Annotated in this window: 11 protein-coding genes; 5 read left to right on the forward strand and 6 right to left on the reverse strand. The window is 52.8% G+C overall.

Annotation, left to right across the window (positions count from 1 at the left end; all coding sequences use genetic code 11):
• Positions 1–14: 14 nt before the first annotated feature.
• Positions 15–740: an RsmE family RNA methyltransferase gene (locus tag B3M32_RS06510; protein WP_290744404.1), complete on the forward strand. Its 726-nt coding sequence runs from the start codon at positions 15–17 to the stop codon at positions 738–740.
• A 4-nt stretch (positions 741–744) separates the two neighbouring features.
• Here the strand turns inward: B3M32_RS06510 and B3M32_RS06515 are convergent, their stop codons facing one another.
• Genes B3M32_RS06515 through B3M32_RS06525 form a run of 3 tightly spaced genes read right to left on the reverse strand, consistent with a single transcriptional unit; the run spans position 745 to position 4,381 of the window.
• On the reverse strand, positions 745–1,917 hold the full coding sequence (locus tag B3M32_RS06515) for a hypothetical protein (RefSeq protein ID WP_290744406.1): 1,173 nt from the start codon (positions 1,915–1,917) through the stop codon (positions 745–747).
• Position 1,918: 1 nt separating this feature from the next.
• The gene (locus B3M32_RS06520; RefSeq protein WP_290744408.1) at positions 1,919–2,878 is read right to left on the reverse strand and encodes a DUF6175 family protein; all 960 of its coding nucleotides are present in this window, start codon (positions 2,876–2,878) and stop codon (positions 1,919–1,921) included.
• Between the two features lie 6 nt (positions 2,879–2,884).
• Complete coding sequence (locus B3M32_RS06525; RefSeq protein WP_290744410.1) at positions 2,885–4,381, reverse strand: FecR family protein; 1,497 nt, start codon at positions 4,379–4,381, stop codon at positions 2,885–2,887.
• Between the two features lie 152 nt (positions 4,382–4,533).
• On the opposite strand from B3M32_RS06525, the gene B3M32_RS06530 reads away from it, so the two are divergent.
• On the forward strand, positions 4,534–5,085 hold the full coding sequence (locus B3M32_RS06530; protein ID WP_290744412.1) for a hypothetical protein: 552 nt from the start codon (positions 4,534–4,536) through the stop codon (positions 5,083–5,085).
• A 76-nt stretch (positions 5,086–5,161) separates the two neighbouring features.
• Here the strand turns inward: B3M32_RS06530 and B3M32_RS06535 are convergent, their stop codons facing one another.
• Together B3M32_RS06535 and B3M32_RS06540 are read right to left on the reverse strand one after the other, a co-directional pair.
• Positions 5,162–5,716 carry a DUF4416 family protein gene (locus B3M32_RS06535; RefSeq protein WP_290744414.1) on the reverse strand — a complete coding sequence of 185 codons (555 nt, stop codon included), beginning with the start codon at positions 5,714–5,716 and terminating at the stop codon, positions 5,162–5,164.
• Positions 5,716–6,984 (reverse strand): hypothetical protein, encoded by a 1,269-nt coding sequence (locus tag B3M32_RS06540; protein ID WP_290744416.1) that lies wholly within the window; start codon positions 6,982–6,984, stop codon positions 5,716–5,718. Before B3M32_RS06540 ends, B3M32_RS06535 begins: the two co-directional genes overlap by 1 nt.
• 106 nt (positions 6,985–7,090) lie before the next feature.
• Between B3M32_RS06540 and B3M32_RS06545 the strand changes: the two genes are divergently transcribed.
• Complete coding sequence (locus B3M32_RS06545; protein WP_290744418.1) at positions 7,091–9,448, forward strand: DNA internalization-related competence protein ComEC/Rec2; 2,358 nt, start codon at positions 7,091–7,093, stop codon at positions 9,446–9,448.
• A 62-nt stretch (positions 9,449–9,510) separates the two neighbouring features.
• Here the strand turns inward: B3M32_RS06545 and B3M32_RS06550 are convergent, their stop codons facing one another.
• Entirely contained in the window at positions 9,511–10,218 is a 708-nt protein-coding gene (locus B3M32_RS06550; protein WP_290744420.1) for a hypothetical protein, read from the reverse strand.
• A gap of 47 nt (positions 10,219–10,265) precedes the next feature.
• Here B3M32_RS06550 and hisC point away from each other — a divergent pair, with 47 nt between their 5' ends.
• Both hisC and hisN read left to right on the forward strand, forming a co-directional pair.
• The gene (gene hisC, locus B3M32_RS06555) at positions 10,266–11,357 is read left to right on the forward strand and encodes a histidinol-phosphate transaminase (protein ID WP_290744422.1); all 1,092 of its coding nucleotides are present in this window, start codon (positions 10,266–10,268) and stop codon (positions 11,355–11,357) included.
• A gap of 14 nt (positions 11,358–11,371) precedes the next feature.
• The gene (gene hisN / locus B3M32_RS06560; RefSeq protein ID WP_290744424.1) at positions 11,372–12,184 is read left to right on the forward strand and encodes a histidinol-phosphatase; all 813 of its coding nucleotides are present in this window, start codon (positions 11,372–11,374) and stop codon (positions 12,182–12,184) included.
• Positions 12,185–12,219: the final 35 nt, after the last annotated feature.

Consider the following 12,219-nt stretch of genomic DNA (forward strand, 5'->3'; position numbering starts at 1 on the left):
TTTATTTTTGAAATATGAAGACTCCCGATAGCCGCTTTTACTGTCCCCTCATTTCCGTCGGCAACATAGAACTCGACGAAACCGAGAGCAGCCACGCCGTCCGCGTTTGCCGTGCCGCCGTCGGGGACACGCTGCAGCTATGCGACGGCAAGGGCCATTACGCCGATGCCGAAATCGTCACCGCCGACCCGAAAGCCTGCATTGTCCGCGTAGATACCGTAGAAAACGCCCCCATGCCGCGTCCGCTGCTGAATATCGCCATCGGCTGTCTCAAGGACGACGCGCTCGAAGAAGTCGTATTCCATGCCGCCCAGGCCGAAGTCGACAGCATCACGTTCCTGCGTACCGATTTTTCGCAGGAACCCAAGAACTCCGACCTGCACAAGCTCGTGCGCCGTTCCGAACTCAAGAGCCTCGTCAGCCTCAAGCAATCCAAGAAGCCCTGGCTTACGCAAATCAAGGGGCCAATTGAATTCGACAAGTGGCTAGGCGACTATAGCGGCAACCTAGTCCTCTGCGATATCGACGGGGAAAGTTCCCTGCCTACAGTCACAGCCCGCATGGCTTCGGGAGACACGAAGCCGGTCACGCTCCTGATTGGCCCCGAAGGCGGATTTTCTCCGCGCGAAATTGAACTTGCAAAAAAATTCCAGGCAGGTAAGACCGAGTTACTGAAACTCGGAAATACACGGCTCCGTGCGCGCACGGCAGCCATCGTCGCCCTCGGAAAGCTCCTCTAGATTTCTATTTGCAGGCCTTGCCGAAGGTCTCGTAAATCTTTGTCGCGTTCAACTTGGTTACGGCCTTCACCTGGGCCGCATCGCGATCGCGGCCGACACCCTGAGCATCGATTGTCAGCTGGGCCTTGCCAGCCTGCATCACCGCAGTCACGCGGGACGTGCAAAGACTCTTGTTGCTGTTCATCTTGTCGACCGTCGAAAGCTTCACCGAAATCTGCTGCAAGCCGTCCTTGTCGAGTGTCGGGATGCCGGCATCGTTCAGGTATTTCTGCATCGCGGCACAGGCTTCCGTCGGGCCGTCGCACATCAGGCGGAACGTACAGGCGCTCTTCTCGCTGCTATAGCTTACCGTCTGCGTAATAAAATCGGACTTGCGGACATACTTGAAATTCAAATCGGCATGTACCGTCACCTCGCCTGTCGGCTTTTTCTTTTTCACCTGGGCAAGAGGGAATATGGCAACACCTTCCGCATTCGTCTTTTCGTGTGCCAGATCCTTGTTGTCTTGCGTCAGCGCAATCGGGAAGTATTCCACAGGGCCAGCCACATCGGTAATCGTCACCATCAGGGCTTCGCTCGTGAGGTCCGTCTCCATCTTGAGCGCGGCCATGTTGCCGACCACAAATTCCATCAGCTTGCCGAGAGTCGTCTCGAGCTTCAGTTCCGGCGGAATCTTCTGCAGGCAAGAGAGGTTTTCCAGATTCAGGACGTATTCGTCAGCCTGCTTTTCCAGGTCGATCATATCGAGCGTCATCTTGCGGTAATCGCCGTTCAGGATATCGGAGCGGATAATCTTGTCCAGTTCCTTCATCTTGTCGTTGATGGTATTCAAGTCCACGCGAATCTTGGACGCCATCTGTTCCGTATCGACCGTCGCCGTAGATACGAACTTTCCGTCTTGCTTTGCGCCGGCAGTCAGTTTCGCACCCTTGATGACGATGTTTGTCGAGACCTTCTTCTTGCTCGACACCGTTTCCGAAATATTGCCCTTGGCATCTTCCGTCGTCGTTACGGCAAACTCGGATTCCACCTTGGATCGGAGCTGCTTAGCAAGGCCGTCCAACGCCAACTGGTCGGCATCCTTTTGGGATTTCTTGGAATACGCCGTATAGCTCAGCATGGCTGCCGAGGCATTTGCGACGAAGGCAAAAAGCAATGCAAGGACGATTCTTTTCATATTACTGAATTTCCAAGATAATCAGTTTCTTGGTGATGTTCTGCTTGCGGACCTTGGCAAGTCCGTTCAGCCCTTCGACAAACACGTCGTACACCATCTGGGCATCGTCGTAGACATCCGGATCCGCATAGACGAGAAGGTCGTAAGTGTTGCGGCTCATCGAGATGACCTGCATCTTGTTGAACTTCTTACGGATTTGCGAAGACACCATGCTAGAAATGTTTTCGGCCTGCTCGTCGGAGAATTCTCCCGTCAGGTGGGCGACGACCTTGTACTGCACGCCCTTCTCCAAATCCTTGGCCAGACGGTCACGGACCTTATTTTCCAACTTGACAATAGCGGTCTGCACAGCCTTTTGCACCCAGGCGCGCTGGCTTTCGCCTTCATTCTTGAATCTCACGGATTCGCTAGCCAGCAGGTTCGCCGTAGAAGCTTCCGTCGCGTTCAAGTCAATCACGAGGTCTTCCAGCTGGATACTGCCCGCAAAAGTGATATTGATGTCGGCACCTACGGAAAGGCCGGCCACGTAGGCCAAGTCTTCGTCATTGCCCGCGATATCGGACTGCAACTGGACGACTTCATCGAGCTGCGCCTGGCTTTCGAGGCCGATGACGCTATAGTCACGGCTCGTGAGGTAGGCGTTGATGACTTCCATGGCCGTCTTGGCAAGAGGATTCTTACGGATGACCTCGATGTTCGGAGTTTCACCCTTCCCCATCGCCGGAGCAACCAGGACCGTGGGGCGGGACTTAAACGCAGCGTTCGAAACGGCAATCACGGCAGGGCCTTCTTCCTGTTTCTTTGCCGTTGCCGGAGCCGGAGTCCTTTCACCGAACTCCTCGTCGGCGGCATCGTAAGCCGCATGGGCACGGGCTCGGGCAGGTTCATTATCTACGGGGGGATTTGACGCGCAACCCACAAAGAACAGCGTAGAAACAGCAACCATCATGGACTTTTTCATTTTACATTACTCCTCTTTCAGAGTTCCCTTGGACTTTAATTGTTCATATTCTTCTTGCTCGCCGACAGCGTCTTCGCCGCCTACGTGCGTACGCTTGTTGCAGAACACTTCGTATGTCTTGCGGGCCGTTTTCACCTTGCCGTTCTTGAGCGCCACTTCGGCTTCGAAATGCACAATCCTGTTGAGTTCGATTTTCTCGGAGAACTCGATGCTCAGCGAATGGATTTCAGCAGAAGACAGTGTCTTGACGACATTGCCGCCACGCTTCAAGGTGATAGAGGCTATCTGCCCCAAATCCGATTCCGCAATTCCCGACAGGTTCAGTTTCAAGCGTGCCGTATACACGTCAGACATCTTGTTGTGGACTTTTTCGGTCTGCTGACCGGCAAAGTTGACAGAAAGGTTCACGTTCTTGGGAGCCTCGGCGGCAGGCTTGTCTTCCTTAGGGGCCGCGGCAGCGGGCTTTTCTTCGGTAGTCGGTTCTGCGGCAGGTTCGGCACTAGGCGCTACGTATTCCGTAGTCCACATGAAGCAGGGAATTTCCACGTCTCCATCGCTGCAGTTCGCAAAGAAGCGCTTGGTTCCAAAGGCATTTTCGTCCCATTCGAATGCACGTTGGTAAACGCCGTTCGCACCGACCGTATCCGTTTCACCCAGGACACTGACGATTACTCCCGGATTGACTCGAGCCTGGAGAGTCACGTTCGGGAAATACACTTCGGGAGGCAATGCAGACGCCATGAATTTCAGGCTTTTCTCGAACTTGGCCAGGCGGACCTTGTAGCCGGCATCGAACTTTTTCAAGACCCCGGAAATTTCACGAGCGACTTCTTCTTCTGGAGCGGACTTCACCAGGGAATCCAACACCTTCGAAAGCGCCGGAGAACCGGATGCAAGCAAGTCCAGCTTCATCACGCCCTTCTTCTCGTCGACCACGATTGTCTGGTTCTTAAGAATCGTTTCCTTCTTGCCGTTCTTGTCGGTCACTTCTACGCGGCCTTCTTTCAACGAGGCGACCATTTTTCCACCGACATCGCCGACGAAACCGGCCGTACCACGGATAGCGGCCACGGCCGTACCTGTCTTGAATTCGACAACGTCTCCAGTCTTCTGCTTTTGTACATCGAAATGGACTTTACCGTTCTTGATGACTACTGAAATTTTCCTGGCTACGGCATCGAGCATTTCTGCCGAAAGGGTTACATCCGAATTTTCCGTTATCCAAAGAGAGGAGCCATCTTCTACCCCTAGTACAACTTCGGATTCGAGGGCGGTACGGACACGGTCGTTTTCAATCATTTTCTGACCGACGCTCACGTGTTTCCACTTTTCCACCTTTCCACGGGTATAGTTGGCATCACCAAGGGATTTGCGGACCTTCGCCCTAAAAATGGTCTTTTCCGGAATCTCTTCGGCAGGACGTTCCACCTCGGCCGGACCTTTTTCAACTGCAGACTTGGAATTTGGTTCGTCCTTGCACGCAAACAACGCCAAAGACAACATTGTTAGTGATATAAATCTCATTTGCAACGTCATATGTAACAAATATATATTTGAATTGTTAGTAAAAAAGCGTTTTTTTGAAAAAACGCTTGACTTTGTATACGCATTATGATAATTTTACCCATGTACTAAACCCCATTAAGGAGAATCTCATGAAAAAACTGTTTGCCGCTCTCGCCGTTGCCGCCATGTTCGTTGGCTGCGCCAGCACCCCCCAGGAAAAGGCTGCCAGCGCCCTCGCCGATATGCAGAAAGAAAAATCCGCCCTTATCGAAAAAGGCGTTGTCGCCGGCATCGGTATCGGAGACTCCCAGGACGAACAGGTCGCTTACGACAAGGCCGACCTCAATGCCCGTACCGACATTGGCCGCGAACTTGAATCCAAACTCCAGAACCTGACCCGCGCCTACGCCGAGGAAGTCGGTTCCGAACTGACCCAGCACTTCGAAGAAGTGAAGAAGAACGTTGTTTCTACGACGATCCGCGGAGCCACCATCATCAAGATCAAGACCGAAGCCAAGGAAAACGGCGTGAAGGTCTATGCCATCATGGCCATGGATCCGAAGATTGTCCGCGAAGCCTTCGAAGCTGAACTCGCCGCCAAGCAGGCCGACGTCGCCCGCTTCCGTGCCAGCAAGGCATACGGCGATGCCAACAAGGAATTCGAAGCTTACGAAGCCGCCAAGGCTGCCGCAGCGCAGTAATCCGGCTATCGCGCTCTAACGAAATTTCCCGGTTCGTCGAACCGGGATTTTTTTTGTTCCGTCTTTTTACGAAACCCTATTTCGCCTTTTCGCGGGAATCTTCGCGAAGGCTTTTGCGCCAGCGTTCGCGAATCAGTTGAAGGTCATGCTGGTAAGGATTCCTCTTGAAATCCTCAAACGCCCACTGCGTCGGATGGAACACGCCCTTGGCATAGGTCAAAAGCATGTCAAGCCACACGCCATCCCCGGCATAGAGCTTGAAAGGACCGCGCTTGTAGCTCGGGAGAACGACCTTGTCCAAGTCCATGTAGCCGATATCGATATTCACATGACGGGCGTCATCACTTGCTCCGGCCGCAGATGAAAGCTCCAGCTGGTTGCTCCGCGCCTTCTCCTGGGCAATCGTCTCGGGCGGGATACACTTTTCAAAAGAAACTACGCCACGGTAAAGGTCCGCTCCCATCTCCGGTTCATAGTAGTCCGTCTTGTCGAAAGCGAAAAGTTTGCCCTTGTAACGGAGTCTTCCCCAGGTATTTTCAAGCAGGTCGAGGACAGACGGGTCCCATTCCCCGCCCCTTTGCAAGACAAACGCAATCAGCTGAACTGGTTCAGAATAATTCGTCGGCTTCATTATTTTTTCCCGTGCGGGAACAGCATCAAATTCTTGCGGATGATTTCGAGCTGCTGTTCGGAAAAGCCTTCAAAGGTTTCATCCTGCGTGGCAGGGAACATAAAGTTGTGCGAGTCCGGACAACTGCTCAGCAAGTCCTGTTCCTCGTTTTTCCACCACGTGCGCCTATACGCATGCCCCAGCATGACAGGTAACGTCGACAGGGAATATTTCACGGAAGGGCGCTTCATGAGACCGTTACGGAGGAGAGCCTCGCAGTACGGAGTATCTTCCAGGCCGTCTTCAATGATGGAGTAATCCTGCGACGACAGGAAATCGTTCATAGTCGATGTCGTATGGCGCAATCCAAAGAAATGCCCGGTTTCGTGCAGGACCGTTTCGACAATTTCATCCGACGACAGCAGGAATTCCTTTTGGGGGCTGTCCTTGGCCAACACGTAATTGCCGACAAGGACAGTACTGTACGCACCGCCGCCCAGATTCGCACTGAACAGGCTCGCGTACCCTACGGTCTTGTCGATTTCTATGCGGTACACGTACACGATATCCAAAGCGTCGTAGACATCCTTCTCGGGCCAGCCGCCCAGTTCGTAAAGGAACATGTCCATAGAGGAGTCGGCACCGGCAAGCCAGGGTTCGTTTGCCGGATACTTGTGCCCCAGGGTGGGATGTTCATGCGCATAGCGGATATAGATGGTATCGATAGTCACGCTCGTGTAGTACTTGCGGAACGAATCCAAGGTCTTTTGTGCCAGTTCTTCGACGTCGACGCCATCCGAAGTCAAGTCATGTTTCCCGACAACAATCATGTTCAGCGAGAAATGATCGGAATAGGCCCCGTCCCCGGTGAATTTCACGTCCTTGGTCGTCCCCGGGTAAAAATGGTCATCGACAGCGAGCGATGTCGCCCAGAAGGCGTTCGTCTTTTCTTCACATACAAATGAATAGACATAGCGTCCATTGACCTCTTTCGGCTGCAACGCCATAATCTTTGTCGCATAGTACGCCGTGCTGTCGCTGTTCAGGGACAAATGGAAAATTTGCAGTTCCGGGACATCCGACACGGACGCATCTTTCTCGAAGGACAGCTCGTAAGAAGCATTAGGGTGGACAACCAGCTTGACACCGTGCGCAAGATTCGCCGAAATGGAATCATTGGCGGCCATGTCGTTAGGGGCCAGCGAGTAAAAGATGTCGTTATCCGGATACAGCGTATATTCCGGTTCCGTGGAATCTTCGGAACAGGCGGCAAAAAACATTGCCGACAAAAAAAGGCCAGGCAAGATTTTTTTGATATCAAAAAGGCTCATTTTTCTCCAAAAATCCGTCTTATAGATACGGGACATATAATCCCCACATATCAAAGGTATAAAAATGCATATCGAAAAGAAACATTCCCTGTCTATTTTTTTCAAATCCGGCCAAGAATTGATTGCCCCGCTCACAGGCAAGCCAGCACTCGCCTGCACCATATTCCTCCTGGCAACCTATGCGAGCCTGGACTGCCCGGAATATGCGGTTTTTCTGCTTACTTTTTCATTCCTTGCCATAAGGATGTTCCCCAGAAGCATACAAATCGCCATTCTAGCGATTATGACCATCGGGCTCGCCAGCCACGAAATCGCAGCAAGGCAGGTCCGGCATGGCGAACAGGAGCCTCCGACGCACAACTGCGGCGTTGTCGAAGCCGTCATTCCCCGGCCCAGCGGAACGGCGTTCCTGATAAAAAACACGGATTCCCGACAATCCCGCGTAAGGATTACAGAAAAACGCAATCTGACATCCCTGCCGCAGCCGGGAGATTCCATCTGTTACGAGGCGAGCTGGTACCCGATAACGCCCCCTACCGTCCCGGGGGCATTCGACACGAAAAAATGGCTAGAAAGCCAGGGGTTGCTCGCTTACGGGAAGTTCCTCCACTGGGATAGCCGTCAAGGGGGCTGGATTCCTGAACGCAGTTTTTTCAGATTCCGGATGTGGATCAAGTCCAGGTTCAACGACTACCTGGACGCTTCCGAGACGGGGCTTCTGCTCGGTTTGCTCGCCGGGGACCGCAGCGGCATTCCAGAAGCCTTGCGGAGCGACTTCCAAAGATCCGGCCTAGTCCACGTGCTAGCCATTAGCGGCTTCCATGTCGTCTTGCTTGCAGGCATGCTGATGGTATTTCTCAAGGCCACCGGACTTCCGCACAAGTTCGTCCGCATTCTCGCTATAGCCCTCCTGTTCATCTACATTCCCGTCACGGGAGGCTCGCCCGCCGTGCGGCGGGCGGTGCTGATGTTTTCCGTACCGCAGCTGGGAGCGCTACTGCAGAGGCCGGCAAACAAGTTCAACAGCCTGGGAGTCGCCCTTCTCTGCATATTGATTCCCGAGCCAGGCGTCATCTGGAATCCCGGATTCCAGCTTTCTGCCGCCGCTACCGTCGGAATCCTGATCGGAGGCGATTTTGACCCGCTAAAAATTATTCCCGAATCCATCCGCAAAAACTTCATTTGGAATAAACTAAAAAAGTTCATTGTCGACCCGACCTATGTGACCCTGTGCGCGACACTTGCCACATCACCGTTCCTCGTCCATCACTTCAAGACTCTATCGCCCGTCGCCTGGCTCGGAAACATCGTCGTCGTACCGTCCATTTCGCTTGGGATGCAGGCCGGACTTTTCGCACTGCTCTCGCCTATTGATTTCCTTTCGCAGCATTTCTGTTATGCAGCCAGTTTTTTCTTGAGGCTCGCCGGACTTCTCACGCGGATTCTTTCGGATTCAAGTCAGGCTTCGGTCACCGTGGGACCGTTCCACCCCACATTCCTGCTCGTTTCTGGCGGATTGTTCTTGCTGTTCCCGTTTTTCAAGAAAAACAGGATTGCAAGAGGATACTGCTTGTGCAGCATACTCCTTTTCTCCCTTTTCTTCTGCTATGAAAATTACCACAACATCGCATCGCCCTCCTGGTCCGTTACCGCCATAGATATCGGCCAGGGTGACAGCATCTTGCTAACCACCCCCTCCGGCAAGCAAATCCTTATCGATGCCGGGCCAAACGACAGGCGGGATTCCGGAAAAGACATTATCGTCCCCTACCTGCACGCCATCGGGGCCTTGCGGCTAGACGCACTAGTCGTTACCCACCCGGACGCCGACCATTTCGGCGGCGTACAGAGCATCCTGAAGTTCTTTCCCGTCAAGGAACTCTGGATAAGCGAATGTGCGCGAATCGAAGAAAAGCCCGCATGGAAAGAGACACTCGAAGAAGCGCTGGACCGGGGCATTCCCGTACGGGACATCCACCGGGGATTCCATTGGAAAGAAACGCTTTTCGAACTGACCGCAGTTCATCCGCAGCAAGATTATTGCGGAGAGACAAACGAGGGAAGCATCACGTTGCGGGCAAAAGGGCTCGGCCATTCCGCAGTATTTACCGGCGACTTGACCATTTCCGGAGAAAAGGAAATCATGCGGACAGACGCGTTCCTAAAAAGCGACGTCCTGAAACTCGGCCACCACGGAAGCAAGACATCAAGCAGCCCGCAATTTCTCGAGGCGGTCGCTCCAAAACTCGCCATTATTTCGAGCGGGCGCAAGAACCGATTTAAGCACCCGAGCAAGCAGGTAATCCAACGGCTTGATTCCCTTAAGATTCCTTACTTGAACACGGCTGAAAAAGGAACGATCGATATTGTTTTCCGTTCCGATACAATGCTTGTAAATACAATGCTAGAGAGTGGGTTCTGAGTTCTAAGCTACTAGATTGTTTTCAAAAAAATCTCTAGTAACTATTAACTGCGTCGTTAGCACTATAATGCGGTCTGCACGTAAAGCCCGATGTTCTTTTGGTCGTTGTTGTCTTCTTGCAATATGCCGATATCAAAATCAACACGGACCCTGGTCGCACCGAACGAGAGTTCTATCTTGGGGATAATATCCACCATAAAATCATCGCGCAAATATCCGGCCGAGCCACTCGCATTGATTTCAATCATGCAACGGAAAACCTTTCCGAAATGGAGCGTCGGTGAAGAGCCCAAGGCAATCTTCACATAGCCGTCTTCACCAGTGACTCCATCCAAGAAACCTGCACGCGCTTCGTAGGAGTTCGAAAAATTCTTGGCCACAAAATGTTCCTTACCGTATGTCAACACCACCGCAGAACCATTGTTGCGGTTCAGGCCAAAATAGCCGTCAAGTTCAAAAAAGCTTCCACCGCCAAGACGGTAACGGCCACCAAAATCAACAGAAGCCTCCATATTGTCCAGCTGGTTGTACGTATACATATCCACCTTGGCGCCCAAATCAAAGTCGTTGCTCAAGGAGCCCATAATATTGACCGGAAACAGGACGTTGCTCCCGAAATCGGAACGCATGCCTACACCGGCGGCAAACTTGGGCGAGGGTCGTGCGTCAGGTCCAAAAGTGTAACGCATGTTCCAAATGCGGTCCAGGGCGAAAGCATTTTGGACGCAAACACATGCAAGGGCGAAAAGAACGATGCGGGATATTTTCATACGCTATAAAAATAGTTAAATTTTACCTCGTAACAAAAGAGGATATCATGATTGATCCGCGCCCAGAGCTATCGAAACTTTCTGATTACGTTCCTGGCAAATCTATGGATGAAATCCGTGCGAAATACGGCCTTTCCAAGGTTGTCAAGCTTGCTTCGAACGAAAACCCGCTTGGTGCATCGCCCAAGGCGATTGAAGCCTATCGTGAAATCGCGGATATCCTGCATCTGTACCCGCGTGGAGACGCCCCCAAGCTGATCGATACCATCGCCGCCTTTTATGGCGTAAAGACCGAACAGATCGTTATCGGTAATGGTTCCGATGAAATCATCGACATGGTGGGTAAGGCGTTTATCCGCCAGGGTGACAACTGCGTCGGCATTACGCCCACATTCTCGGTTTACAAGTTTACCACGCTTTCGAACGGGGCCGACTTTATCGGTGTCGGAAGCGGCGACCAAAAGACTCCACTTTCGGAACTTCTGAAGGAGATTAACGGAAAGACCCGCGTCGTATTCATTTGTAGCCCGAACAACCCTACAGGCGTTTACTACACCAAGGCCGAGCTCGTGGACTTCTTGGACAAGGTTCCGAGCAATGTCCTCGTATTCCTCGACCAGGCCTATTCTGAATTTGCAACCGCGAGCGACTACCCCGTGCTTATCGACATGCTGGACAAGTACAAGAACTTGTTCATCAACCGCACCTTCAGTAAGATTTACGGGCTCGCAGGGCTGCGCATTGGTTACGCCTTCGGAAGTGCCGAAGTCATTCGTGCCATGTGGAAGATTAAGCCGCCGTTCGACGTGAACCAGGCCGCTCAAGTAGCCGCCATCGCAGCTCTCGGCGATAAGGACCACGTCAAGCGTACGCTCGAACTCAACGCCGAAGGCATCAAGTACCTGACGCCGGAATTTGAATCGCTCGGATTCAAGGTGCTTCCGACCCAGGGGAACTTCATTTGCGTGCACATAGGCGCCAAGGCAAAGGATCTCGTGCTGTTCCTTGAACAGAACGGCATGATCGTCCGTGGACTTACGAGTTTCGGTCTTCCGGAACATATCCGCGTGACGCTCGGCAAGCGCGAAGAAAACGAACTCTTGGTAAGTCTCGTTAAAAAGTGGAAGGCCGAAGCCTAGCAGCTGGAGGTGTCATGGCAGCGACAAGCGAAAATCTCGAACTGTTGAAAATCGCGCTCAAGGCCGCAGACCTTGCTCAAGAAAATATCATGAAGTATTTTCAGGCAAGTGTCGGCGTGGAATGGAAAAAGGACAATACGCCTGTAACCATCGCCGACAAGAGCACCGAAGAAATCGCCCGCAATTTCTGGGAAAAGGAAACTCCGGGCTTCGGCGTCATTGGCGAAGAATTCGGTATCGAGAACCCCGATGCGGAATACCAGTGGGTAATCGATCCGATTGACGGAACCAAGGCGTTTATCCATGGCGTACCGCTGTTCGGCACGCTCATCGCCTTGTACAAGAAGGGTGCACCGATTGCAAGCCTAATCCGCATTCCCGCAATGAATACGGCGGTCTGGGCGGTAAAGGATGGCGGAGCATTTCTCGACGGCAAGCCGGTGAATTGTTCCAAGATCGCGACACTTTCGGATTCCCTGGTGCTTTCGGGAACCGTGAATACCATGGAATCGGCAGGCTACGGCGAAAAGTATGCGGCCGTGCGCCGGGCTGCCAAGCTACACCGCGGCTGGGGCGACTGCTACGGCTATTACCTGGTGGCTGCCAGTCGCGCCGAGCTGATGATCGACCCCGTGGTATCCCTGTGGGATATCGCACCGTATCCGCTGCTGTTCAAGGAGGCGGGCGGCATGTTCAGTACCATCGACGGAAAGACGGAACTGTTCGATGCAAGCGGCAAGCCGGTCGCCCCGATTTACGAAGGCTACACCAGTATGGCTTCGAATGGCCTGATTCATGACGAAGTTGCAAAAATCATGAATTCGTAGCAACGCGGCAATCCTTTCTACCATTAAAAAGGCCC

This window comes from Fibrobacter sp. UBA4309 (assembly GCF_002395745.1).
In the GTDB taxonomy this organism is placed as follows: Bacteria; Fibrobacterota; Fibrobacteria; order Fibrobacterales; family Fibrobacteraceae; genus Fibrobacter.